Origin of the sequence: Kribbella albertanoniae, assembly GCF_004348455.1 — a bacterium.
Lineage (GTDB): Bacteria > Actinomycetota > Actinomycetes > Propionibacteriales > Kribbellaceae > Kribbella > Kribbella albertanoniae.
On the sequence record NZ_SMKA01000015.1, the window covers coordinates 42,887 to 67,867 of the forward strand.

Annotated in this window: 24 protein-coding genes; 12 read left to right on the forward strand and 12 right to left on the reverse strand. The window is 68.5% G+C overall.

Annotation, left to right across the window (positions count from 1 at the left end):
- The first annotated feature begins 2 nt into the window (after positions 1–2).
- On the forward strand, positions 3–641 hold the full coding sequence (locus E1261_RS06440) for a pyridoxamine 5'-phosphate oxidase family protein (protein WP_132403361.1): 639 nt from the start codon (positions 3–5) through the stop codon (positions 639–641).
- Positions 642–719: 78 nt separating this feature from the next.
- Positions 720–1,853 (forward strand): sensor histidine kinase, encoded by a 1,134-nt coding sequence (locus tag E1261_RS06445; protein ID WP_238176041.1) that lies wholly within the window; start codon positions 720–722, stop codon positions 1,851–1,853.
- Positions 1,854–1,865: 12 nt separating this feature from the next.
- On the opposite strand, the gene E1261_RS06450 is transcribed toward E1261_RS06445, so the two are convergent.
- Positions 1,866–3,080: an alpha-hydroxy acid oxidase gene (locus E1261_RS06450; RefSeq protein ID WP_132403364.1), complete on the reverse strand. Its 1,215-nt coding sequence runs from the start codon at positions 3,078–3,080 to the stop codon at positions 1,866–1,868.
- Positions 3,081–3,159: 79 nt separating this feature from the next.
- On the opposite strand from E1261_RS06450, the gene E1261_RS06455 reads away from it, so the two are divergent.
- Complete coding sequence (locus E1261_RS06455) at positions 3,160–3,846, forward strand: FadR/GntR family transcriptional regulator (protein WP_132403367.1); 687 nt, start codon at positions 3,160–3,162, stop codon at positions 3,844–3,846.
- Here E1261_RS06455 and E1261_RS06460 read toward each other — a convergent pair.
- Positions 3,822–4,286 carry a DUF6069 family protein gene (locus E1261_RS06460; protein WP_132403370.1) on the reverse strand — a complete coding sequence of 155 codons (465 nt, stop codon included), beginning with the start codon at positions 4,284–4,286 and terminating at the stop codon, positions 3,822–3,824. The genes E1261_RS06455 and E1261_RS06460 overlap by 25 nt on opposite strands.
- Positions 4,287–4,416: 130 nt before the next feature.
- On the opposite strand from E1261_RS06460, the gene E1261_RS06465 reads away from it, so the two are divergent.
- The 5 genes from E1261_RS06465 (at position 4,417) to E1261_RS06485 (ending at position 8,777) form a co-directional block, all read left to right on the forward strand.
- Positions 4,417–5,571 (forward strand): sensor histidine kinase, encoded by a 1,155-nt coding sequence (locus E1261_RS06465; RefSeq protein ID WP_132403373.1) that lies wholly within the window; start codon positions 4,417–4,419, stop codon positions 5,569–5,571.
- On the forward strand, positions 5,568–6,224 hold the full coding sequence (locus E1261_RS06470) for a response regulator (RefSeq protein WP_132403377.1): 657 nt from the start codon (positions 5,568–5,570) through the stop codon (positions 6,222–6,224). The genes E1261_RS06465 and E1261_RS06470 overlap by 4 nt, the downstream gene beginning before the upstream one ends.
- Positions 6,225–6,259: 35 nt before the next feature.
- The gene (locus E1261_RS06475) at positions 6,260–6,925 is read left to right on the forward strand and encodes a response regulator (protein WP_132403380.1); all 666 of its coding nucleotides are present in this window, start codon (positions 6,260–6,262) and stop codon (positions 6,923–6,925) included.
- Positions 6,926–7,021: 96 nt separating this feature from the next.
- Complete coding sequence (locus E1261_RS06480) at positions 7,022–7,942, forward strand: ABC transporter ATP-binding protein (RefSeq protein ID WP_132403383.1); 921 nt, start codon at positions 7,022–7,024, stop codon at positions 7,940–7,942.
- Positions 7,932–8,777, forward strand: a complete 846-nt coding sequence (locus E1261_RS06485) for an ABC transporter permease (protein WP_132403386.1) — start codon at positions 7,932–7,934, stop codon at positions 8,775–8,777. The genes E1261_RS06480 and E1261_RS06485 overlap by 11 nt, the downstream gene beginning before the upstream one ends.
- Here E1261_RS06485 and E1261_RS06490 read toward each other — a convergent pair.
- Genes E1261_RS06490 through E1261_RS06505 form a run of 4 tightly spaced genes read right to left on the reverse strand, consistent with a single transcriptional unit; the run spans position 8,770 to position 14,055 of the window.
- Positions 8,770–10,038, reverse strand: a complete 1,269-nt coding sequence (locus tag E1261_RS06490; RefSeq protein WP_132403389.1) for a glycoside hydrolase family 125 protein — start codon at positions 10,036–10,038, stop codon at positions 8,770–8,772. The two genes, E1261_RS06485 and E1261_RS06490, sit on opposite strands and share 8 nt — an antisense overlap.
- Positions 10,039–10,047: 9 nt before the next feature.
- Positions 10,048–11,271, reverse strand: coding sequence for an ROK family transcriptional regulator (locus tag E1261_RS06495; protein ID WP_238176042.1), 1,224 nt, complete (start codon positions 11,269–11,271; stop codon positions 10,048–10,050).
- Positions 11,268–12,830, reverse strand: a complete 1,563-nt coding sequence (locus tag E1261_RS06500) for an alpha-amylase family protein (RefSeq protein WP_132403395.1) — start codon at positions 12,828–12,830, stop codon at positions 11,268–11,270. The genes E1261_RS06495 and E1261_RS06500 overlap by 4 nt, the downstream gene beginning before the upstream one ends.
- Before the next feature lie 28 nt (positions 12,831–12,858).
- Positions 12,859–14,055, reverse strand: a complete 1,197-nt coding sequence (locus E1261_RS06505; RefSeq protein WP_132403397.1) for a cysteine desulfurase-like protein — start codon at positions 14,053–14,055, stop codon at positions 12,859–12,861.
- Positions 14,056–14,177: 122 nt separating this feature from the next.
- Between E1261_RS06505 and E1261_RS06510 the strand changes: the two genes are divergently transcribed.
- Positions 14,178–15,140, forward strand: a complete 963-nt coding sequence (locus E1261_RS06510; protein ID WP_202874364.1) for a DMT family transporter — start codon at positions 14,178–14,180, stop codon at positions 15,138–15,140.
- 91 nt (positions 15,141–15,231) lie between these two features.
- Here E1261_RS06510 and E1261_RS06515 read toward each other — a convergent pair whose 3' ends face one another.
- The 4 genes from E1261_RS06515 to def all read right to left on the reverse strand — a co-directional run bounded on the left by E1261_RS06515 (position 15,232) and on the right by def (position 19,177).
- Positions 15,232–16,236: a DMT family transporter gene (locus tag E1261_RS06515; protein ID WP_165952398.1), complete on the reverse strand. Its 1,005-nt coding sequence runs from the start codon at positions 16,234–16,236 to the stop codon at positions 15,232–15,234.
- A 71-nt stretch (positions 16,237–16,307) separates the two neighbouring features.
- A complete protein-coding gene (locus E1261_RS06520; RefSeq protein WP_202874366.1) occupies positions 16,308–17,687 on the reverse strand; it encodes an RsmB/NOP family class I SAM-dependent RNA methyltransferase in 1,380 nt (459 codons plus the stop codon).
- Positions 17,680–18,606: a methionyl-tRNA formyltransferase gene (fmt, locus tag E1261_RS06525; RefSeq protein ID WP_132403409.1), complete on the reverse strand. Its 927-nt coding sequence runs from the start codon at positions 18,604–18,606 to the stop codon at positions 17,680–17,682. The genes E1261_RS06520 and fmt overlap by 8 nt, the downstream gene beginning before the upstream one ends.
- A 22-nt stretch (positions 18,607–18,628) precedes the next feature.
- Entirely contained in the window at positions 18,629–19,177 is a 549-nt protein-coding gene (def, locus tag E1261_RS06530; RefSeq protein WP_132403412.1) for a peptide deformylase, read from the reverse strand.
- A 160-nt stretch (positions 19,178–19,337) separates the two neighbouring features.
- Between def and E1261_RS06535 the strand changes: the two genes are divergently transcribed.
- Positions 19,338–20,615, forward strand: coding sequence for a C39 family peptidase (locus E1261_RS06535; RefSeq protein WP_132403415.1), 1,278 nt, complete (start codon positions 19,338–19,340; stop codon positions 20,613–20,615).
- 5 nt (positions 20,616–20,620) lie between these two features.
- Complete coding sequence (locus E1261_RS06540) at positions 20,621–21,745, forward strand: YajG family lipoprotein (protein ID WP_238176043.1); 1,125 nt, start codon at positions 20,621–20,623, stop codon at positions 21,743–21,745.
- 3 nt (positions 21,746–21,748) lie between these two features.
- Here the strand turns inward: E1261_RS06540 and E1261_RS06545 are convergent, their stop codons facing one another.
- A complete protein-coding gene (locus E1261_RS06545; protein WP_132403418.1) occupies positions 21,749–22,366 on the reverse strand; it encodes an HAD family hydrolase in 618 nt (205 codons plus the stop codon).
- A gap of 96 nt (positions 22,367–22,462) precedes the next feature.
- The gene (locus E1261_RS06550) at positions 22,463–23,677 is read right to left on the reverse strand and encodes an MDR family MFS transporter (RefSeq protein WP_238176044.1); all 1,215 of its coding nucleotides are present in this window, start codon (positions 23,675–23,677) and stop codon (positions 22,463–22,465) included.
- A gap of 84 nt (positions 23,678–23,761) precedes the next feature.
- Here E1261_RS06550 and E1261_RS06555 point away from each other — a divergent pair, with 84 nt between their 5' ends.
- A complete protein-coding gene (locus tag E1261_RS06555) occupies positions 23,762–24,760 on the forward strand; it encodes an ArsR/SmtB family transcription factor (RefSeq protein WP_420813963.1) in 999 nt (332 codons plus the stop codon).
- Positions 24,761–24,981 lie beyond the last annotated feature (221 nt).

Sequence of the window (24,981 nt, forward strand, 5' to 3'; positions counted from 1 at the left end):
TGATGGATATCCCCGGTCTGGTCGAGGTCACGACGTACGAGGAACTGCGCGAGATCGTCCCACCGCCCTTCGGCGCAGCGGTCGACAAGGAGCGCAAGGAACTGCATCCGCTGGACCGGGAGTGGCTTGCCGCCTCGCCGTTCGTGCTGATGGCCACCTCCGCGGCCGACGGCACCTGTGATGTGTCGCCGAAGGGTGATCCGGCCGGGTTCACGCTGGTTCTCGACGACACCACGATCGCGATCCCGGACCGGGCCGGCAACCGGCGGGTGGACAGCTTCGAGAACATCATCAGCAACCCGCATGTCGGGCTGATCTACTTCCTGCCGGGCCGGACGGACACGTTGCGGATCAACGGGCGGGCCCGGATCGTCAGCGAAGCGCCGTTCTTCGACCAGATGATCGTCAAAGGGAACCGGCCGCAACTTGCCCTCCTGGTAGACATCGAGGAGGTCTACCACCACTGCTCGAAGTCGTTCCTTCGCTCGAAGCTGTGGAAGCCGGAGAGCTGGAACGTCGACGCCGCGCCGAGCCGGGCCGAGATCTCGCAGGCGCTGGAGCGTAAGGACGCCAGTCTGGCCGAGCTGGAGAAGTACTACGGCAAGGAGTACGAAGAGAAGATCTACGACGTCAAGTACTGAGTACTGCGACCGGAGTAGCCACATGTACTCCGTGGCGACGATGACATCGAGGGGCGCCGCGCCGTACGGTTCCATACTGTGAGCACTGACCGCTGGGCCCAGGTACGGCGAATCGCCCTGCCGCTGGTGATGTCGGTCCTCGGTGTGGTCGGGTCGCTCGGGGCAGCGAACAACGGCCAGTACGACCGGCGGCCGGCGGACTGGTTCATGGTGCTGCTGATCCTGAAGGGGTCGCTGTCGCTGTACTGGCTGCGGACCCACGTGGTCCCGGTGCTGTGGGCAACGGTCGTGTCCACGCTCATCTACATGCTGATGCAGTACCCGTACGGCCCGGTGATCTTCCCGTTCATCATCGCGGTGTTCACGACCATCCGGCTCGGGCACCGGCTGGTCGGGTGGTCGGCGCTGGCTGCGCTGTACATCGGCCATGTCGGCGGGCGGATGCTGCTCGGCATCAACGAGGACGGCGTCTACCAGATCCTGCTGGTCGGCTTCTTCTTCGTCCTGCTGGGCACTGTCTCGGAGCTGTTCCGGGCGCACCGCGAGCGGGTGACCGCCTCCGAGCGCACGCGCCGGGAGGCCGAGCTGCGGCAGGCGAGCGAGGAGCGGCTCCGGATCGCGCAGGAGTTGCATGACGTGGTTGCGCACCACATCTCGCTCATCAACGTGCAGGCGTCGACTGCGCTGCACCTGGCCGACCGGCAACCCGAGCAGGCCGCACCGGCGCTCGCAGCGATCAAGGACGCCAGCAAGGAAGCACTGGTGGAGCTACGGTCGATTGTCGGCATCCTCCGGCAGACCGATGAGTCCGCACCGCGCCAGCCGGTCGCAGGGCTGGATCGGCTCGACCATCTGGTCAGCCGGACGTCCATGGCCGGTCTGGAGGTGCACACCGCGATCCATGGTGAGTCACGTCCACTACCGACCGGGCTGGACCGCGCTGCGTTCCGCATCATCCAGGAGTCGCTGACAAACGTCGTACGGCATGCCAAAGCGACCACTGCGACCGTGCGGATCCAGTACGGCGAGGAGTCGCTCGTGATCCAGGTCGACGACAACGGACGGTCGCTGGCCGGCGCACCAACCGAAGGCAACGGCATCGTCGGCATGCGCGAACGCGCCACCGCTCTCGGCGGGACCCTGGCGACGACCCGCACCCCCGCGGGTGGACTGCGGGTCGTCGCGACGCTACCCCTAGGGTGCGCCTCTTAAGTCCGCGCCGCCCTAGTCGGGCAAGCGCACGTGGGACGGGCTGAGCTCGGCGACGCTCGAGACGCCGAGCAGGGCCATGGTGCGGCGGACCTCCTTGGTGAGGATGTCCGCGGCGCGAGCGACACCGCGCTGGCCGCCGGCCATCAGGCCATACAGGTACGCACGGCCGACCAGGCAGGCGTCGGCGCCGAGAGCGACCGCAGCCACGATGTCGGCACCGGACATGATGCCGGTGTCGAGGTAGATCTCCGCGTCGGAACCGATCGCCTTGCGAACGTCCGGCAGGATGCGCAGCGGCGTTGGCGCGCGGTCGAGCTGGCGGCCGCCGTGGTTGGAGAGCACGATCGCGTCCGCGCCGGCCTCGACCACGCGGCGAGCGTCGTCGACGGTCTGGATGCCCTTGACGATCAGCGGGCCGTCCCAGATCGAGCGCAGCCAGGTCAGGTCGTCGATCGTCATGGTGGGATCGAAGAGCTTGTCCAGCAGCTCAGCGACTGTGCCGTCCCAGCTGGAGAGGGAGGCGAACGTCAGCGGGCGGGTGGTGAGCAGGTTGGCCCACCAGGCCGGGTGCATCGACGCGTCCAGCACGGTCTTGGCGGTCAGCGACGGCGGGATGGTGAAGCCGTTGCGTACATCACGCAGGCGTGCACCTGCGACCGGTACGTCGACCGTCAGCATCAGCGCCTCATACCCGGCAGCGGCGGACCGCTTGACCAGGTCCTCACCGGAGTCGCGGTCCTTCCAGACGTACAGCTGGAACCACTTCCGCGCCTCCGGGCCGGCCGCGGCGACATCCTCGATCGAGGTGGTGCCCATGGTGGAGAGCGCATACGGGATGCCGATCTCCTCGGCGACCTTGACGACCGCCCCCTCCCCCTCGTGGTTCATCATCCGGGTGAACCCGGTCGGTGCGAAGGCGAACGGCAGCTCCGAGCGCTTGCCGAGGATCGTCGTCCCGAGGTCGATGTCGGAGACGTTGCGCAGGATCGACGGCTGCAGCTCCATCTCGGCGAACAGCCGGCGGGCCCGGCTGAGGCTGATCTCGGCCTCGGCGGCGCCGTCGGTGTAGTCGAAGACCGAGCGCGGTGTACGGCGTTTCGCGATCGCCCGCAGATCCGCGATCGTGAGCGCCTTCTCGAGGCGGCGCTCGGTGGGGTTCGTGGTGATCGGCTTGGCCCGCAGCAGGGGCCTCAGCTCGGACCATTTGGGTAGCTGACGGTCGGTCATCGGGGTACTCCGGGGGCAGGCTCGGTGTGGTCGGACCACAGCCTATCCTGTGGTCCGACCACAGGGGTAGAGTCGCCGGGTGAAGAACTACGAGCTGGTGCTGCATCGGGTGGAGGCAGATCTGGCGGCCGGGCGGCTGCGGATCGGCGGGCGGCTGCCGGGAGAGCGCGTTCTCGCGGAGCAGCTCGGGATCAGCCGGCCGTCCGTGCGGGAGGCGGTTCGGGTGCTGGAGGCGATGGGGGTCGTGCGCACCGCGACCGGGTCGGGGCCGGAGGCGGGTGCGGTGATCGTGGCCGAGCCGGTGTCCCCGTTGACCGCCGTACTGCGATTGCACCTGGCAACCAATCATCTGCCGATGGGTGACGTCGTGCAGACCCGGATCCTGCTGGAGTCCTGGGCGGCTCGGGAGGCGGCGGGGCGATCTCCGGAGTTGGGTCCGGTGGTGGAGTTGCTGGATCGGATGGATGCGCCGGGGTTGTCGCCGGAGGAGTTTCACCTGCTCGACGCGGAGTTCCATGTGGCGCTGGCGGGTCTTGCGGGGAACGTGCTGATCGCGGCGGTGATGGAATCGTTGCGGTCGGCAATTCACGGGTACGTGCTGGCCGCCGTACCGAGCCTGCCGGATTGGGAGGCGACCGCGGTCGGGTTGCGCGGTGAGCATCGGGCGATCGTGTCGGCGCTGGCGGCCGGGGATGCGGACGGCGCGGCCGGGCTGGTGACCGCGCACATCCAGGGGTTCTATCAGGCTGCACGGTTGCCTTCGTAGCAGCGTTCGACGGCGGACAGGGCAGTCCTGCGAAGGCCGAGGATGACGATCGCGCCGACCAGCAGGTGGAAGGACGCGAGGCCGAGCTTGGCGCCGACGCCGATCCCGCCGGTGAGCGGGCTGCCGAGGGACAGCAGGCAGGCGATCACGGCGACGATCGTCCAGGCCTTGCGGGCGCCGATCGCGTAGCGCTCCAGAACGGCCAGGAGCGCCCAGCCGGCGAACGCGAGCAGCGCGGTCGAGATCACGATCGCCGGAACACCGACGTGCTGGAGAACGCCGTTCTGGCGGGCATCCAGCGTCAGCCCGGCCACGGGAACGAGGATCGCCCACCAGGATGCGGCCGCGATGGTGGTCAGTCCGACCACCAGCAACCTGCTCCGATCAGTACGGCGCTTGGCCTGTTTGGCGGTGGGAACGGACGAGGTGATGGTCTGCATGTCAGCCTCCGGGAGTGGTTTGTTGCGATCACTGTCGTTGAAAGCAACCTGGCCGGGCATCGGTCCGATGGCTGTGCAGCATCTACTTTGGTCGGTGGTGGGCGAGCCGACGGCGGCCTAGGGTCTGGGCATGGAGAGAGACGACTGCCCGCCGGCGGGGCGGCGGTGGGTCTGGGATGTCTGGGCTGTCGTTCCCATTGGGGTTTTCACGGCGATGACTGTCGTGGGGCGGATGACGGACATGAGTCATCCGCGGCGACTGGTGCTGGATATTGCGGTGGGTGTTGTCAGTACCGGATTGATGATTCTGTTGCCGCGGCGACCGGTGCCCACGGCGCTCGGGATGGCGCTGCTGGTGATGCTGTCGCCGGCGGGGACGCCAGCCAGTACGGCGGCGACGCTCGGGATTGCGTTGCGTTTACCTCAGCGGACAGCAATCGCGGTGACCGCGGTTCAGGTCGTGGCACATCTGGTGCAGGGGGCCTGGCGGCCGATTGCCGACTTGCCGTTCTTCTGGTTCGCGGTACTGGATGTCGCCGTCCACGCGGCCTTGCTGGGTTGGGGATTGTGGACCCAGGCACGGCGGCAGTTGTTCGACTCGTTGCTGGATCGGGCGCGGCGAGCGGAGGCCGAGCAGGGGCGCCGGGTGGCCGAGGCGCGGACGCTCGAGCGGACGAAGATGGCTCGGGAGATGCACGACGTACTGGCGCATCGGCTGTCGTTGCTGGCGACGTATGCGGGGGCGCTGGAGTACCGGCCGGACTCGTCGCCGGAGAAGCTGGCGCAGGCTGCGGGCGTGATTCGGACCGGCGTGCATCAGGCGCTGGACGAGCTGCGCGAGGTGATCAGCGTGCTGCGCGACACCGAGATCGAGGAAGGACCGGGCGGGCGGCCGCAGCCGACGTTCGGGGATGTTCAAGGGCTCGTGGCGGAGTCGCGGGCGGCTGGGACGACGGTTGTGTACGACGAGCAGGTGGACGAGGCCATGTCGTTGCCCCCGGCAACCGGACGGACGGCGTACCGGATTGTGCAGGAGGGACTGACGAACGCCCGCAAACACGCGGCCGGCCATCCGGTGACGGTCATCGTTACCGGGCGGCCGGGGAGCGGTCTGCGGATCGAGCTGACCAACCCCGGGTCGAACGGCGTACCGCTGACGCCGGGGAGCGGAACCGGGCTGGTCGGGCTGACCGAGCGGGTACAACTGGCCGGCGGGACGCTCGACCACCAGCGAGAGCCCGGTGGCGGTTTCCGCCTGGCTGCCTCGCTACCGTGGCCTTCATGAGTGAGCCAATCATCCGGGTGCTGGTGGTGGATGACGATGCGCTGGTTCGGGCGAGTCTGGAGATGATGCTGGACGGGGCTCATGGGATCTCGGTGGTCGGGCAGGCGGCCGATGGGGACGAGGTGCAGGCGGCGGTCGACGCGCACTTCCCGGATCTGGTGCTGATGGATCTGCGGATGCCGCGGGTGGACGGGATCGTCGCGACCCAGCGGGTGCGGGCCCGGCCGAATCCGCCCGAGGTCGTCGTACTGACCACGTTCGACACCGACGAGAACGTGTTGCACGCGCTGCGCGCCGGGGCCAGCGGGTTCCTGCTGAAGGACACGCCGCCGGCCCAGATCGTCGACGCCGTCCGGCGGGTTGCGGCTGGGGACCCGATCCTCTCCCCCGCGATCACCCGGCGGCTGATGGATCGCGCGGCCACCCAGGCGGACGCGCACACGATCGCGCAGGAGTCGCTGAAACGACTCTCACCGCGCGAGTACGACGTGATGCTGGCGGTCGCACAGGGTAAGGCGAACGCACAGATCGCGGCCGAGCTGTACATGAGCCTGGCGACGGTGAAGGCGCATATCTCGCACATCCTGACCAAGCTGGAGCTCGGGAACCGCACCCAGATCGCGCTCCTGGCCCACGACGCCGGGCTCGCATGATGGTGATGGCCCGCGGCAAGCACTAGGTTGACCGCATGATCAGGGTGTTGCTGGCGGATGACCAGGCGTTGGTGCGGGCCGGATTCCGGGCGTTGCTGAACGCCGAGGACGACATCACCGTGATCGGTGAGGTGGCCGACGGCGCCGAAGCGGTGGCGGTGGCGCGGGCGGAGAAGCCCGATGTGGTGCTGATGGACATCCGGATGCCGGGGACCGACGGGTTGGCCGCGACCCGGATGATCGGTGCGGACGAGTCGCTGGCCGACGTCCATGTGGTGATCCTGACGACGTTCGATCTGGACGAGTACGTGTTCGAGGCGCTGCGGGTCGGGGCCAGCGGGTTCCTGGTGAAGGACACCGAGCCGGTTGAGTTGCTGCAGGCGGTTCGGGTGGTGGCGCGGGGTGATGCGCTGCTCTCACCCGGGGTTACCCGTCGGTTGGTGGCCGAGTTCGCGAGCCGGAGCCGGCAGCCGCATGCCAGCAAGGAACTCGATGTGCTGACCGAGCGCGAGAAGGAGATCGTCGCGCTGGTCGGTGAAGGTCTGTCGAACGACGAGATCGCCGAGCGGCTCGTGCTGAGTCCGGCCACGGCGAAGACACACGTCAGCCGCGCGATGATCAAGCTCGGTGCGCGCGACCGTGCCCAACTTGTCGTCGTCGCCTATCAGACCGGCCTGGTCCGTCCCGGCTGGCTCGGCTGACGCGGACCCAGCGGTCCGGTCTACTCCGCAGGACGTAGGCCGGTTCACTCCCGGCGGCCGACGCGGAAAGGGTGCGACGACCGGCAGTCTCGGGGTATGAACGAGACAGGGGTTCCACTGGTCGAGGTGATCGGCCTGACGAAGAGGTACGGCGACACGCTCGCGGTCGACGGGGTCGACCTGACGGTTCTGCCGGGTGAGGTGTACGGGTTCCTCGGACCGAACGGTGCGGGGAAGACCACGACGCTGCGGATCCTGACCGGGTTGATCGCGCCGACCACCGGCCGGATCAAGGTGCTGGGTGGGCGGCCGGGCAGTCCCGACGTCCTGGGGAAGACGGGGTCGATGATCGAGTCGCCCGCGTTCTACCCCTATCTGTCGGGGCTGGACAACCTGCGGTTGCTGGCCGAGTACGCCGAAGTGCCGCGGCAGCGGGTCGACGAGGTGCTGGAGCTCGTCGACCTGAAGGAACGTGCCCGGGACCGGTTCTCGGCGTACTCCCTCGGGATGAAGCAGCGGCTCGGCGTGGCCGCGGCGCTGCTGAAAGATCCGGAGCTGGTGATCCTGGACGAGCCGACCAACGGCCTCGACCCGGCCGGTATGCGGGACATGCGCCGGCTGATCCGCGAACTCGGATCCGACGGACGCACCGTCCTGCTCTCCAGCCACCTGCTCGGCGAGGTCCAGCAGATCTGCGACCGGGTCGGCATCATCGACTCCGGCCGGATGGTTGCCGAGCACAACGTCGAGGATCTGCGCGGCGAGCAGGAGCTCCTGGTCCGAGCCGAACCACAGCAGACCGCGCACGCCGTACTGACCAAGTTGCTCGGCGCGAACGCCGTTCACCGGTACGACGAAACGCTCCGCGTGCAAGTGGATCCGGGGCGCGCGGCCGAGGTGAACCGCGTTCTCGTCGAGGCCGGGGTCGCCGTGTCCGAGCTGCACAGCACCGAACGCGCTCTCGAGGACCTGTTCTTCGAACTCACGACCAGCAAGGAGAGGGCCGATGTTGGGTAGCTATCGCGCGGAGATCCTGAAGCTCCGCAAGCGCTCCGCGGTCTGGGTACTGTTCGGCGCCGGTCTGGTCCTGAGTCTGATCTTCGGCTACCTGCTCCCCTACCTGGGCTACGTCACCGGCGACGACAACCAGCAGACCGCCGGTGTCCCGAGAGACGCCGTTCTCGCCGGAATGCTCCCGGCCAGAGTCATCGACAACACGATCGGCGGCTACCCGATCTTCGCCGGTGCCCTCGCGCTCGTCCTGGGCGCGATTGTGATCGGCGGCGAGTACAGCTGGGGCACGCTGAAGACGATCTTCACCCAGCGCCCCGGCCGGGCGGCGATCCTCGGCGCCCAGTTCCTCGGGCTGGCCACGATGATCGCGGTGTGGGTGCTCGGGATCTTCGTGACCTGCGCCCTGTGCAGTATCGGTATCGCGGCCGCTGAGGACGGGGCCACCAACTGGCCGGGCGCCCTCGATCTGGTCAAGGGTCTGGCGGGTGGCTGGCTGGTCCTGATGACCTGGTGCCTGGCCGGCGCAGCGCTGGCCGTTGCCTTCCGCAACGTTGCGCTGCCGATCGGCCTCGGTGTCGTGTGGATCCTCGGGATCGAGACCCTGCTGGCCGGCGTGGTCAACAGCCTGCTGCCCGCCCTGAAGTTCCTGTCCGACGCGCTGCCGGGTGCCAATGCCGGCTCGCTGGTGTTCGCGGTCTCCGGAATGGCCGCCGGCGACGCACCTCCCGGCATACGGGATGCGGTCGACGGCGGCCGAGCCCTCGCGACCTTGCTGGCCTACTGCCTGATCTTTGCCGCAGTGGCCGCCTGGACGACCCGGCGGCGAGACGTCACCTGATGCCGGCGTGGACCAGGGCGAGCTCGCAGAACATCGCGTTCGCCCAGGAGAACCACTCGCGGGTGAACTGGGTCGGATCGTCGACGTCGAACCCTTCATGCATGAGTCCGGTGCCGCCGGTCGTGTCCCGGAGGAGCTCTAGCAACTGCTGGCGCTCTTCCGCGGAGGTGCTCGAAATCCCCTGCACAGCAAGGGCGATGTGCCAGATATAGCGCGGCGGCGTGTGCGGGCTGCCGATGCCCGAGGCCGCCGTACCGCTGTAGTAGTAGGGGTTTTCCGGGCTCAGCAGGAGCTTGCGAGTCGCCAGGTACGTCGGGTCGTCGGGCGCCGCGAACCCGGACAGCGGAGCGCTCAGCAGCGACGGCATGTTGGCGTCGTCCATCAACAGCGACTCCCCCATCCCATCCACCTCATACGCATACACGCGCCCGTACACCGGGTGGTCGACCGTCCCGTGCTGAGCGATCCCGTCCTCGATCGAGGCCTTCAGCTCCTTGGCCCGGGCCGCCAGCGACTCGTCGCCGAACACCTCGGACGCGATCTCCTGCAGGTAGCCCAGAACGACCGCGGCAAACATGTTTCCGGGCACGTTGAACCCGAGATCGGTCGCGTCGTCACTCGGCCGGAACGCGCTCCACGACATCCCGGTCGGCTGCGTGAGCCGCCCGAGCCCGCCGCGCACCAGGCTGTCGGACGGCCGGTCGTCGTGCCGCTGGAACCGGTACGGCGAACGCGCCTCGTGATCCTGCTCGACCGTCCACAACTCCAGGATCGCTTCAGCCGCAGGCCGGAACCGTGCGTCGATCACGTCCGCCCGACCCGTTGCCTTCCACAACTTGTAGGCCAGGTCGAGCGGGAAACACAGCGAGTCGATCTCGTACTTGCGCTCCCACACCCACGGCGACATCTCGGTCTCGTCCCCGGTGTGCCCGGCCCCGTTCGCCGACTTGTTGAAGGCGTTCGCATACGGATCCAGTACGACGTACTCCAGCTGCCGGTGCAGTACGCCGATCAGCACGTCCTGCAGGCCCGGATCGTCCTTGCACAGCAGCAGGTACGGGCGCAGCTGCGCCGCGGAGTCGCGCAACCACATCGCCGGGATGTCACCGGTCAGCACGAACGTCGTACCGTCCGGCAACCGCTCGGCCACCGCCGGCAGGTTCTCGGCCATCGACCGCCGGAACATCTCCGCGATCAGGTCGTCCCCACTGGCCGCGCGGACCTTCTCGGTCGCAGCGGCCAGCACGTCGGGATCGATCATCTTCTCCATCTACCTTTCAGCAACGAGTTCGCGTTCCGGCGAGAACGTGTGGTCCAGCACCAGGCTGCCGGCTCCGATCGCCCCGGCATCCGCGCCGAGCGCCGTACCGGTGACTTCGACCCCGTGGATCGTGCGGACCGTGAAGCGGCTCTGCAGAGCGGCCCGGACCCGGTCGGTCAGCAGCGGGGCGAGCTGCTCGAAGTACGGTCCGCCGAAGACCACCCGATCCAGGTCGAGCAGGTTCGCCACGTCCTCGACGACGTACGCGATCCGCTCGGCCAGTGCCGTGATGATCTCTGCCCCGGCCCCGGGCCCGGCGGCGGCCAGCGTACACAGCTGGGTGAAGGCGGCGTCCACCGCCTGGCGGTCGTCGAGGTCGATGCTCTGGGCAAGCACTCCGGCCTGGACTGCCTGGTGCACGAGGTACCGCGGGCGACTGGTCTCGCCGACGCAGCCCCGGCGGCCGCAGAAGCAGATCGGCCCGTCCGGATCGACGATCACGTGGCCGATCTCGCCGGAGTTGCCGGACGAGCCGCGGACTACCTCGTCGCCAAGGACCAGACCGGCGCCGACTCCGGTGCCGAGGTAGAAGAAGACGAAGTTGCCCGGCCCGCTGACCCATTTCTCGGCAGCGGCCGCGGCGGTGACGTCCTTGTCGAGAAGCACCGGCATTCCGGTCCGCTCGCGGAGTTCGTCCCGTAGCGGCACGAGGTGCCAGGCGGACAGGTTCGGTGGGTCGACGACCACGCCGCGCTCGACATCGATCGGCCCGGGCGCGGCAATCCCGACGCCGATCACTCGACTCCGCACCGCCTCAGACGCTGCGATCACGGCTTCGACGGTGTCCGCGATCTTGGCGATCAGAACGTCCGGATCGTCGTTCTCCGGCGGAGCGAGCTGCCGCCGCGCGACCACGCGACCCGTCAGATCGAGCAGAACGACGGTCACAACCACGGGGTCGAGGTGCACGCCGACGGCGTACTGGCCGGTGGGTTCGAGCTCCAGCAGGGTGCGCGGTTTGCCGAGGCCGGTGCCCTTCTGACGACCGGCCTCGCGGACCAGACCGGCATCGAGCAGGCGGCGGGTGATGTTCGAGATGGCCTGCCCGGACAGGCCGGTGGCCGCGGCGAGCTCCACCCGGCTGAGCTGCGCGCTGCGGCGAATCGCGTCCAGGACCACTGCGTCGTTGTACCCACCGACACGATCGAGATTCGTCCCTCGGCGGATGCTCACCACGAGACGGGGTCCACTCCCCATGGCCGCGACCAGTCGTAGTGGATCGTCTCTCCCCCGCTGCGCCAAGCCGTCGGCGTCGTGTTGACGAGCCAGTCCGCCGGCTCGATTCCACCCGCGTCACCGCCGTCGAGCGCCAGCCGGATCCCCGCCCGCAGCGCGCGGTCTGTGCGCTCGGTGCGAGCTGCTGGATCGATTGACAGGAACAGCGCGGTGCCCGACCTCGCGATGAGATCGAGGAACCGTTCGTTCAGCTCCCACGGAGTCTGCGGCGTACACGGCACGCAGTCGGCATCGACGGTGAAGAACCGCCCGTGCTGCGGCAGCCGGAAGGCGAGCGTGTTGACGCCCATCTTGCGCGTCCGCTCCCAGTCGCGCCCGGACGTGTCATCGCCGGTCCGCTGGACGTCGACGAGCCCGGCAGCGAGGTGGCCGACCGTGTTGCACCCGATCAGTACGACGTCCTGCGCAGCGCTGCGGATCTCACGGTAGAAGGCGAGCAGGATCTCGGCGGTCGTCCGGCTCGGATCGTGCAGCTGCCAACCGCTCTCGGTCAACCGCGATCCCATCGCGGGACCGAAGGCGCCGAACACGTCGTACGTGCTGAAGTCGTGTTTGACGAGCTCGAAACCCCAGTCCTTGAACCTGGTCAGGTCCGCCCGGACAAGGTCCAGGACCTCCGGGTACGACGGGTCCAGCGCTCGCCCGGGCTTGTCGTGCGGACCGGAGCTGGCATGGCGGTCGGCCTCGCGAACCAGGAGCGGGCGGAACCACAGTCCGGGCCGGGCGCCGATCGCCGCGATCGAGGCCGCCGTACCGGCGAGGTCGTCGAAGACGCCCGGGATGCCCTGGTCCCACGGTCCGCCGGAGGCGATGCCGCCCGGATACCAGCCGTCGTCGACCACGCTGAACGGCTTGACCGGATGGCCGTCGGCAAGCTCGACGATCGTGGCGGCGTCGGTGAGGACTGCCTTCTCGTCGAAGTTCTCGCCGTACGCGTAGTACCAGTTGTTGGCCCCGACCACCGGCGCGGGCTCAGGTCGCGCCGGCAGTCGGGAGCTCATGGTGGCGACCGCTGCGGAGAGGGTCTGCCAGGGGGATCCAGCGTCGTCGAATAGTTGGACGGTAGCTGCTGGGAGGGTCCGGCCGTTCAGCTTGGTCGGGCCGCCGCCGTTGCGGAGGTCGAGCCAGAGGGTGAAACCGTCCGCGTCGACGGTCCAGGCGGCGAAGGCATTCGGCTGCACCGCGACCCCGGCGCCGGTGGTGCGGCCGGTGGCTGGGTCGTGGGCGAGGAAGTACCACGGGAGGAAGCGTTCGGGCTGCTGGTGCCTCCACTGGAGGTCGCCGTACGAGCGTTCCCAGGCGTCGCCGAGGATCAGGGCGCCGGAGGGAAGCGGTTCGGACCAGCGCAGGGCGACGCGGGTGATCGTGTCGGCGGTGACCTCGACGGTGCCGTCGTTCCAGCCGACCTCGATGCCGTCGGCCGACCAGGTGCCGTTCCGCCGGGCCTCGACCAGGTCGTCGCCGCGCTGGACGAAGACCGCGCTGGGTTCCCTCACTGTCCCCCCTCGACTTTCCCCATTGACTTTAGTTAGTGGATCGGACAAGCGTCAAGACAGCCTCGACCAGGCGGTCGACGTCGGACTGGTCCGTGTACGGCGCGAGCCCGGCCCGGACCGCGCCTTCGGTGAGCCCGAGGCGGCGGGCGGGTTCGTACGCGTAGAAGGTGCCGGCGGGGGCGTTCACTCCGGCTTGGGCGAGGTGCTCGGCGACCGCCGCCGGGGTGTGACCCGCGACCGTGAACAGCAGGGTCGGGGTCCGGCGCGCGGCATGCCCGTAGAGCGTGATCTCGGGGATTTCCTTGAGGCGGGCTTCGAGGTCGTCGCGGAGTGCGTCCTCGTGTTCCTCGACCAGGCGGAGCGAGTCGTTCAGCTGCTCACGCCGGGTCGCGCCATCGCCGCCCAATCCCGCTAAGAAGTCGACAGCCGCCGTCGTACCGGCGAGCAGTTCGTACGGGAGAGTTCCCAGCTCGAAGCGCTCCGGTACGACGTCGGTCGCGGGCAGCAGCTTGTCCGGGCGGAGGGTCTCGAGCAGCTCCGGGCGTGCGCTCAGCACCCCGAGATGCGGACCGAAGAACTTGTACGGCGAGCAGACGTAGAAGTCGGCGTACGACGTGGCGACCGGGGCGTGGGCGGTCAGGTGCACGCCGTCGACGTACAGGAGGGCGCCGGCTTCGTGAACCTGCGCGGCGATCGCCTCGATGTCGGGGCGGGTGCCGATCAGGTTGGAGGCGCCGGTGACGGCGACCAGCTTCGTGATCTCGGAGAGGAGGGGCTCGAGGTCGTCGAGCTCGGAGGTCCCGCGGTCGAACTCGAGCCAGCGGACGGTCGCGCCGACTGCCTCGGCGGCCTGGACCCAGGGGCGGACGTTCGCGTCATGGTCCAGGCGGGTGACAACGATTTCATCGCCGGGGCCCCAGCCCTTGGCGAGCGTGCGGGAGAAGTCGTAGGTCAGCTGGGTCATGCTGCGGCCGAACACGATTCCGTCCGCCGTGGACCCGAGCAGGTCGGCCATCGCCGTACGGGCGTCCCGGACGATGCCGTCGGCCCGGCGCTCGGCGGGGGTGAGCTGCCCGCGGTTCGCCAGGGCTGACGTGAGGGTCTGCGCGACGGCGTCGGCGACCGCCTGCGGGGTCTGCGAACCGCCGGGTCCGTCGAAGTGCGCGGCACCCTCACCGAGTGCCGGGAACTGCTTGCGGACCGCTATGACATCGAAGGCACCCATGGTCGTCATCCTCTCCCGCCGAACCGGTTCTGAGCCAGCGCTTGCCCGCAGGCAGACATTGGCCTGCCCGGATCCGGAAATCGCAGTACGAATTGTCGGTGCGGTGGTGCAGGATGTCAGGAGTGAGCACCCCGACGACTACTGACAAGGTTCCGACGCGAGCCTGGCTTCCGACCATGCTGACCCTGGCCGCCATCTGGGGTTGCAGCTTCCTGTTCATCTCGGTCGGCGTGCGGGAGCTGCCGCCGCTCTACCTGGCGCTGGGGCGAGTGATGGCCGGCGCGATCGTGCTGCTGGTGTTCCTCGCGATCAAGCGCGAAGCACTCCCCCGCGACCGCCGCCTGTGGGCGCACTCCTTCGTGGTCGGCGCAGTCGGCTCGGCCATCCCGTGGACCCTGTTCGGGTACGGCGAGGAGCGGATCCCATCGTTGCTGGCCGGCATCTGGAACGGCATCACCCCGCTGGTCGTGCTGCCGATCGCCGTCCTGATCTTCCGCACCGAGCTGTTCTCGCTGCAGCGCGGACTCGGCCTGGTGATCGGCTTCGTCGGGATGCTCGTCGTCCTCGGTGCCTGGAATGTGAGCGGCGGCGCCGACCTGACCGGCCAGCTCCTCTGCATGCTCGCCGCGGTCTGCTACGGAATCGCCGTTCCGTACCAGAAGCGCTTCCTCGCCGGGAGCAGCGTCTCCGGCACCGCACTCTCGGCGACCTTGTTGCTCTGCGCAATGGTCCAGCTCGCGATCGTGGCTCCGCTCATCACCCGCCAGGCCCCGCCCGCCCCGTGGTCCCTGTCGATCGAGGTCCTCGGCAGCGTGCTCGCCCTGGGCGCACTCGGCAGCGGCATCGCCTTCGTCCTGAGCATGCGCAACATCCGCCTGATCGGCGCGAGCCGCTCCTCGATGGTCACCTACCTGATGCCGGTCTTCTCGATCCTGGTCGGCGTCATCGTGCTCCGCGAACACATCACCTGGTACCAGCCCGTCGGCGGCCTCGTCGTCCTCCTCGGCGTCGCCATCTCCCAGGGCGTGTTCACGGTGAAGCGCAAGCCAGTGGTGGTCACCCCGGAGCCGGTCGCCCAGCCGTAGCTTTCGCCGTACCGAAGAACGGGTAGTGGTCCGGGCCGCGCCGCACGCTCAGGCGTGGCCGCGGATCTCGTGAGGCATCCGTGCCCCACCACTACCCGTTCGTCGGTACACGGCGGCGCAAGTTCGGAACCGCCGCCACCACGACGGCGGCCAGAGCGAGCGCTGTGCCGGCTACGACTGGGAAGGTGACTGGTTTGTCGGCGGCGGGGGCCAGGACGTCGATGGCGAGGCTGGCGATGAGTTGGCCGGCGATGGTGCCCAGGCCGAGGACGAAGACGCCGACCACCCGGACGACGGCAGCGGCCACGCTCATGAAGATCACGCCGCACGCACCGCCGAGGTACAGCCAGGGGTTGCTCGGCAGGGGGTTCGGGGCGCCGCGCAGGACGAGGTCGAATCCGAACACGATCAGCAGCGCGACGAAGCCGACCCAGAAGTTGATCGCACCGGCCGCGACAGCGCCGTGCTTGCCGCCCTCGGCGGTCTGGGCGACCCGGCCGTTGATCGCCTGCTGGAACGCTGTTGCGACACCACCGAGCGCTGGGAGGATCGCGAGCAGAAGCCCACTCGGATGCCCGAGCTGGTCGGAGACCGCGAGAACGACGGCCACCACCGTGAGTCCGGCGCCGACGATCCGCAGGGTGGTGAACTCCTGCCGACCGGCCGGACCGAAGCCGAGCCGGTCGACGATCAGGCTGCTGCCCGCCTGCCCCGCGACCACCGCAACGATGAAGACCGCGACACCGAGCACATGCACGGTGAACGACTGGGTCGTGACCAGCCAAGCGCCGCAGAGGCCGCCGATGCACTGCCACCAGCGCAGGCCTCCGCCGTTCTGTGGGTCACGGATGGCGCGCCAGACGTTGCCGAGCGCACGGCGGATCCCGGGAACGAGTGCCGCCGCGATCGCCAGGATCACCGAGCCGCTGCCGAAGGAGATCAGCGCGGCCAGGATCCCGTCGCCGAGCAGCTCCCCCAGTCCGCCGTTCAGCCGGGACTGGACCGCGAACAAGGCCCCGATGCCGAAGGCGGCGGCCAGCCCGGCAGCCTGCTGCCGACGGGCCGAGACTTCGGAGTGGTTAGCGGTAACAGTCACTCGACCATCATGACCGTTCCACCTGATGCACCTGACGCCAGGTCCAGCTGGTGAGCGCTGATCCACACGCCCTAGCTGCGGCGGATGAGCGCCAGGTACATCGCGTCGGTCCCCTGCCGGTGCGGCCACAGCTGGACGTCGGGACCGTCACCGAGCTCGGGCACATCCGGGAACAGCTCCCGAGCGTCCTCGAGAGTCGCGTCGTCCCGCTTGGCCAGGACAGCATCCACAACCGCACGAGTCTCGTCCGGATGCGGTGAACAGGTGACGTAGGCGACGACGCCACCCGGACGAACCGAGGTGATCGCCGAATCGAGCAGGTCCTCCTGCAGCGGCCGCAGCTCCTCGATGTCTTCCGGTGTACGGCGCCAGCGCGCTTCCGGCCGCCGCCGAAGCGCACCCAGCCCGCTGCACGGAACATCAGCGAGGACCCGGTCGAACGATCCCTCCGGCCAGGTCGGCTTCGTACCGTCCTCAACCAGGACCTTGTGCTCACCCGGGATCGCCCGCAGGTTGGAACGAACGAGCTCGGCCCGATGCTCCAGCGGCTCGACCGCGGTCAGCGCACCATCACGCTTCTCCACCAGCGCCGCGAGCAACGCCGACTTCCCACCGGGGCCCGCACAAAGATCGAGCCACTCGGTGTCGGAACCCTCGATCGGTGCATTCGCCAGCGCGAGCGCGACGAGCTGCGAGCCCTCGTCCTGGACACCGGCCCGGCCGGTCGCCACGGCCGCGATCCGGCCCGGATCACCGCCGCTCTGCAGGACTGCGGCGTACGGCGAGAATTTGGCGCGACTGGCGCCGGCCTCGATGAGTTCGTCGACCGTGGCGAGTCCGGGCCGCGCAACCAGGGTGACGCGGGCCGGCTCGTTGTCGGCATCGAGCAGATCTTCCAGCTCGTCATCGCCCAGCAGCTGCGCGAACGCCTCGACCTCCCAGGTCGGATGGGCCTTCGCGACCGCGAGATGCAGGAGACGGTTCTCCTCGATGGACGGCGCGACTGTGTCGATCCACTGGTCGAACGTGCGCTGACTGATCTTGCGCAGTACGGCGTTCACCAGGCCGCTGCGCTTGTGCCCGATCTCGGCCCTGGTCAGCGTGACCATCTCGTTGACCGCGGCATACGAGTCGACCCGCATCCGCAGCAACTGGTGGGTACCGAGCGTGAGGATGTCGAGCAGCTCCGGGTCCAGCTCGTTCAGCGGACGATCCACGCAGCGGGCGAGGAAGGCGTCGTACGTGCCCTGCCAGCGGAGCGTGCCGTGGACGAGCTCGGTGCAGAACGCCGCGTCCCGACCGGCGAGCCGGGAATCGCGCATCGCCTTGTTCAGCACGAGGTTGGCGTAGCCGCCCTCGGAGGTGACCTGGCGGATCACCCGGAAGGCGACCTGCCGCACCTTGTCCGGCGCCTTCTGCGGCTCACGATTTCTGGGGGTGCGGTCACTCACCGAGCCGGTCCTCATCAGTGAGACGGATCCCGCGGGCCCAGTCGGCGGCGGCCATCGACTTCTTGCCCTGCGGCTGGACGGTCAGCAGCTCGACCGCCTTGCTGCCGGTACCAATGCGGACGCTCGACTTCGTCGCGCGGATCTCCCCCGGCTTCAGTTCGTCCTCGGTCAGCCGAACCGCCAGCACCTTCAGCCGCTCTCCGCGGAACGTTGTCCACGCACCCGGCGCCGGGTTGCAGCCACGCACCAGCCGATCCACGCGCAGCGCGGGCGCGGTCAGGTCCAGCTCGGCATCCTCGACGTTGATCTTCGGCGCCAGCGAGACACCATCCGCCGGCTGCTCCTGCGGCTGGAGGATCCCGTCCTCGATGCCGTCCAGCGTGTCGACCAACAGCTTCGAACCCGACTCGGCCAGCCGCCCCAACAGGTCACCCGAAGTATCGGTCGGCCCGATCGGTTCAGTCAGTACGCCGAACACCGGGCCGGCGTCGAGCGCCTTCACGATCCGGAACGTGCTGGCCCCGGTCACGTCGTCCCCGGCGATGATCGAGTGCTGCACCGGCGCGGCCCCCCGCCAGGCCGGCAGGACCGAGAAGTGCAGGTTCACCCAGCCGTGCTCCGGGATGTCCAACGCTGCCTGCGGCAACAAACCGCCGTACGCGACGACCGGGCAACAATCCGGCGCGATCTCGCCCAGCCGAGCCAGGAAGTCCGGGTCGCTGGGCTTCACCGGCTTCAGGATCTCGATCCCGCCGAGCTCCTCGGCGTACTGCGCAACCGGCGATGCCACCAGCTTGCGCCCGCGCCCGGCCGGCGCATCCGGACGGGTGACGACGGCAACAACTTCGTGGCGGCTGGCAACGATCGCCCGCAAAGCGGTGACAGCGGGCTCCGGCGTACCGGCGAAGACAACTCTCACAGTGCAAATCCGTTCGCGAAGCTCACAAGCCGAATCCGTTCGTGGGGTGGGGCGAGACTTTGATCTGTGGTGGGCCGGAGAGGCCGGACCATTCGGCTTCGCGGATCGCCTTCATCGCCTGTTTGCGGGTGGCGGTGTCCAGGCGGTCGACGAACAGGATGCCGTCCAGGTGGTCGGTCTCGTGCTGGATCGCGCGGGCCAGGTACTCGGAGCCCTCGATCACGACGGGATCGCCGTACATGTTGAAGCCGCGGGCGATCACGGACTGCGCGCGGCGGCAGTCGAAGTAGAGGCCGGGGATGGACAGGCAGCCCTCGGGGCCGAGCTGCTCGTCCTCGGAGAGGGTGAGCTCGGGGTTCACCAGGTGCCCCAGCTCGCCGTCCACGTGATAGGTGAAGACGCGCAGTCCGACGCCGATCTGCGGCGCGGCCAGGCCGGAGCCGGGCGCTGCCTGCATGGTGTCCGCGAGGTCCGCGACGAGGCGGCGCAGCTCGGCGTCGAAGTCGACGACCGGCACCGCCTTCGTGGTCAGGACCGGGTCGCCGAACAGACGGATGGGTTGGACCGACACAGACTCTCCACAACGTTCCGCTGACCAGGACTGAGCAAGTCTAGTTGCCCTGGCGCGGAGGCCGTGGCTGGGAGGGGGCTGCCGTTTGTTGCCTCAAACACGTACTGTGGTCTCAGGCGTACCTACAGTCACTATCGTCCCACGCCTAACGGGAGACACAATGCCCACAGCAGCACGGGGGGCCACTCTGATCGTCCTGGGAGCACTTCTGGCCCAGGCGCCCCTGAACGCGTTCGCGTACCAGCCCCGCGACCCGGAGCTGATCCGGCCGGCCACGCCGGTCACTCTTGCCCCCTCAACCGCGCCGACGCCCCTGCCGACCGTCGTACCGACTCCTTCGCCAACCCCTGGGCCGGCACCTGCCACCGGTACGGCGGTTGCCACGCCCCCGGCCGCGGAGTCGTGGAGCGAGCTGAGCCAGCAGGTGGTCGAGACCTCGCCGGACGATCTGCAGGCCGCGGACACCTCGACGCAGGCCGCCTCGGTGCTGCGTTGTTTCAAGCTCGAGGAGGAGAACTACTGTCTCGGGCTCGGGTTCGTGGACAAGCTGCCGACCGGCGCACAGCTTCAGGAGACGGTGACGGCGCCGGAGGTCTCGGCGGACGAGGACGACGGCGTTGAGCAGGACATCGACACCGGCGACCAGACACCGCAGTCCTTCGTGGCGGAGCGGGCGGCGTTGCCTCGGAGTGAGCGGGTGGATGTCGAGCTCGATGAGATGAAGGCTGCTTGGGAAGGCCGGGAGAAGGCGCGTGCGCTTCGGCTGCTCGACGACTCGACTTCCGCGCGCACCTCTTCCACTTCCGACGCAACGCCGACTCCCACGCCGACGCCGACGCGGACTGTGCCGACCACGGCCCCGCAGCCACCGGTGCAGGTAGTGAAGCTGCCGAAGTCGTCGTACATCATGAAGGGCTTCCAGACCTCGCAGGAGAAGGGGTACTGGTGCGGTCCGGCGACGTTCCAGTCGATCGACTGGGCCGACGACAAGCAGAAGGACACCCAGAAGTCGTGGGCCAAGGACCTCGGGGCGACCAGTTCCGGGACCGGGATCACCGCGATGGTGAAGCAGACCAACCTGAAGACCGAGTGGGACGTTGCCGCCGGCACCTACATCGTCCAGAACGTCTCGCACTGGAACACGCAGAAGTTCTTCACCGTGCACCAGAAGCACCTCGGTGACGGCAAACCGGCGCCGGTGATCGAGCACGTTCAGCTGCTCAAGCGGTACTTCCCGTACCTCGCCTTCAACCACAGCGGGCACTACCAGGTCGGCCGTGGGTACGACCGGGCCAAGGGCACCATCGCGATCTTCGAGGTGTTCAACGAGCGCCGCTTCAACAGCCGCGGCAATGTCACCGACGGCCCGAAGAACATCCCGGCCTCGGCCCTGTTCAACGCGACGCTCGCCAATTCCTTCCAGAACATCGGACTGTGACCTGAATGCGTCGTCGTACCACCGTTGCTGTCGGCATCGTTCTCGTCCTCGGGGTGGCCGGCTGCTCGTCCTCTGACAACTCGTCGGAGCCGCAGCCGCCGGTCAGCACTCCCCCGATCTCCACGACACCACCCGCGCAGACCAACACCGCCGTACCGGTCTGGGCGAAGGTGCTGCGACAGCCGGTCGACGGGCAGCATCTCGTCACTCGGCAGCGCAAGTACGTCGTGACGCGGGCCAGCGACGAAGCCGGGACCACCACGATCGCCGACAAGTCGAGTCGGAAGGTGATCGTGCGGCACGTTCCCGCGAAGGGGTTCGTGGCGCAGTCGCCGGTCGTGATCGACGATCGCTGGGCACTGATCGAGGACATCCGCTCGGAAGGATCCGATCCCGAGATCAGGGTCGTCCGGTACGACCTGAGCACCGGTCGCGCCGGCGGGATCGGCAAGCTCCCGCGCGTCTCGGAGCCGGAGATCGGCGCGTACGACGGAACGTTCGCCTACAGCTCGACGGATGCGAAGAACCGGTCGTGCCTGATCGTCGCTTCGCTGGACACGTTGTCCTCGCGGACGGTGGGGTGCGTGGCCGCGCCCGGGTACCTCGCGGATCCGGTGGTGTCGTCGGACTCGGTGACGTTCAGCGAGATCACCGCGCCGGAGACGACCGGCCGCTGTAAGCGAGTGCTGACCGCGTCGTTGTCGGGCGGTCCGGCGCGACCGGTGCCAGCAGCAACCAAGTGCATTCAGTGGAGCGGCGCTTCGGTAGGCGGGGCGACGATCTGGTCCGAGGTGGCTGCGTCGGATCCGGATCAGTACCAGAGCAAGGCCTATCTGCGGGAATCTGCAGACGCTCCGACGCGTGCACTCGGGGCCGTGGCCACCGACACGATCCTTGCCTGCGGCAACTGGATTCTCTGGGAGACACGGACGGTCGGTAGTGGCGGCGAGGAGTCGTTCCAGATCAACCGCTGGACGGCCGGGCTGACCAAACCGCAGCGGATCTACACGGGCAAGCCCGGGATCGCGCTGACGCCGATGACCTGCCAGGACAACACGGTGTACGTCGAAGCCGCCGATCTCTCCGCGAGTCCGACGTACACCGAAGCCATCTCCGCTACTGCCGGCTGAACATCAGACCGCGAGGCCGCGGTTGCGGAGGTGAACGCGGAGATCGGCCGCGTTGGTGAAGTGCTCGGACTCCATCCCGACCGCGCGGGCGGCGTCGACGTTGTACTGCATGTCGTCGGTGTAGAAGGTCCGCGCCGGGTCGAGGTTGTAGCGCTCCAGCAGGATCCGGTAGATCTTCTCGCCAGGCTTGACGGTCTGCTCGGTCCCCGACACGACCTCACCGTCGAACGTCGCCAGAATCGGGAACGCCTCCTGCGCCACCTCCCACTTCTCGTGCGAGAAGTTGGTCAGCGCGTACGTCGGCAACCCGAGCGCACGGATCTCGGTCAGCAGCTCGACCGTGTCCTCGAAGACACCCTTGACCATCTTCAGCCACCCGGTGTCATACGCCTCGATCCACTCGGTGTGCTCCGGGTGCTGACCGGCCAGCTCAGCGACCGCCTCGGCCCAGGTCCGCCCAGCATCCTGCTGCGCATTCCACTCCCGAGTCGCAACCTCCGTCAGGAACCGCGTCCGTTGCTCCTCATCCGGAATCAGGTCGGCGTACAGATAGTCCGGACTCCAGTCCAGCAACACCCCACCGATGTCGAACACCACCGCGTCGATCGTCCGCTCAGTCATACCGCAACCCTACGTGGGCCGCTTGCAGGATGCCGATCCATGGATGGACCGCGTGGAACCGAAATCTGGCGGCATGAAGCGCACGACGGCGAGTGCTCATGTGGTCGCCGCGTTCTCGGCGGTGCGGGAGTGGATCGCGGGAGAGAGTGCGTACTGCGCGATGAAGATCACCACGCCAAGCAGGGCAACGCCGATCCAGGTCGCGGTCGCGCCCAGGTGCTCGAGCGCGTTCGGACCGGCCAGCGGGCCGATCACAGCACCGAGACCGAACGACATCCCGGTGATCCCCATGTAGCCGCCGCGGAGATCGCTGGGAGCGATGTCGGCGAAGACCGCGCCGATCACGGCAGCGAAACCGATCTCTCCGATCGTCCACACCACCACCGACAGCGCGTAACCCCACCACTCGTGGACGACCGCGCCGAGGCCGAAGCCGAGCCCGACGATCAGCATCGAGACCGCGACCAGCTTCGGCCGGTCGAACGTGGCCAGCCGCTTCACCACCAGCGGTTGCACCACCACGATCACGATGCCGTTAAGCGCCATCACCGTGCCGTACATCGAGGTGGCGAGTCCGTCGTTGGCCATCGCGAGCGGCAGCGTCGAGTAGCCCTGGAAGTAGATGGTCGCGTACCCGGTCTGGATCAGCACGACGGTCAGGAAGACCCGGTCACGCAGGACGACCGGCAGCAGCGGCCGGCGGCTCGTGCCTTCCTCGAGCTTCGGCCGGCTCTCCGGAACCATCGCCCAGATCACGATGCCCGCGATCACCGAAGCCGCCGCGTTCAGCCAGAACAGCAGGCCGTAGCCGAGCGACGCCAGCACGCCCGCGCTCACGGTCGAGACCGAGAACCCGAGGTTGATCGCCCAGAACAGCAACCCGTACGCGCGAACGCGCTCTTTCGGTTCCAGGAGATCGGCCACCGTCGCCGAGACCGCGGGCCGGAACAGGTCACCGAGCAACCCGACCGCGAACGCCGTCGCCCAGATCATCGGCATCGACCGGGCCGAGCCGAGCAGGATCAGCGCGGCAGCGGTCCCGAAGAAGCACATCAGCATCGTGGCCCGGCGCCCGACGCGGTCGGACAGCCAGCCGCCGACGAGCTGCGACACCACGCTGCCGGCACCGACCGCGGCCGCCACGCCACCCGCCGTACCGGCTGAGAGCTGGCGGTCCTGGGTGAGGTAGAGGACGAGGAACGGTTGGACGAAGCTACCGAGCCGGTTGACGAGCTGGCAGACCCACAGGGCCCAGAACGCACGCGGCAGGGTTCGGGGCGTGCCGGGCACGGTCATCGGGGCTGCACTCATGAGACAACTGTCCGAACTTCGGGGGTCACTGTCGACGATTAGCCTCAGAACTAATCCTCTACGGTGAACCGAACCGCTCCTACGATGGACCCCGTGATCACACTCAGGCTGAACGCGGGTGACGTCGGACGGATCCGGTTCGCGCTCTCCCCGATCTGGGAGGCGGTCACCAGTGTCCGGGCGCTGAGCAACAACACGGCACGCAGTGTGCACGGACCGTGGCTGCAGAAGGTCCGGCCGACCATCGAGGGCCCGGACCTGACGTTGCTCAGGGCACTCATTCCGCCGGTCGGCTACATCCCGGACTTCATCACGCCGGCCCCGCCGCGCCGCTCGACCAGCGTCGAGTCCGGCCTCGCCGCGATCGCCGCCACCCCACTCGATCTGGTGGTGCGCGAGCTCCAGAAGCTGTACGACGAGAATCCGCATCCGCTGGTACCGCCGCTGATCGCGTTTCCGCAGAGAGCGCTCTCTGAGATCACTGCGGCTCTGGCGTCGTATTTCCGCCGCGCGATCGAACCGGACTGGCGGCGGATGAGATCGCTGCTGCAGGAGGATCTCGCGTACCGGCTGGACGAGCTGGCGAGCGGTGGGATCGAGCGACTGTTCCGCAACCTGCACCCGTCGGTGCGGTTCCACGGCGACCTGATCGAGATCGACCGTCCGTTCTGCTGCGACGGTGAACCGCAGGCCGGGCAGGGCGTGCTGCTGGTGCCCTGCGTGTTCACCTGGCCGGCCGCTCTGCCGATCACCGGCGCACCGCACGTGCCGACGATCACCTACCCGCCCCGCGGCCTCGGCCGCCTGTGGGAGGACCGCCAGGACACCACCGACTCCCCACTGGCCGACCTGGTCGGCCGCACCCGCGCCGCCATCGTCAGCCACCTGGACCTGCCGATGTCCACCACCCACCTGGCCCACCAGCTAGGCGTTTCCGCCCCCACCCTCAGCGTCCACCTGAGCATCCTCCGCAACGCCGGCCTCGTCGACTCCCGCCGCGACGGCCGAGCAGTCCTCTACCACCGCACCACCCTCGGCACCCAACTCCTGACCGCCGCCACTCCCCTGGCCAACACCGCCTGACCCCAACCGCCAGCGCGCTGGGTTCCTGGGCGCCGATCGGCGGCGCCCATCTCCCCCTCCTCATCCCCCAAGGGTGGGTCGCCTTCTCTTTGTGCACGAGATCCAACCTTGTGCACCCACCAACCGTTCTCGTGAGCTCGAAGTGGTTGGTGGGTTCCCAAAGATGAACTTGGTGCACAAAGAGCGGCGGGCGTGTCGGGGAGCGGGGGTCTGCTGCGGGG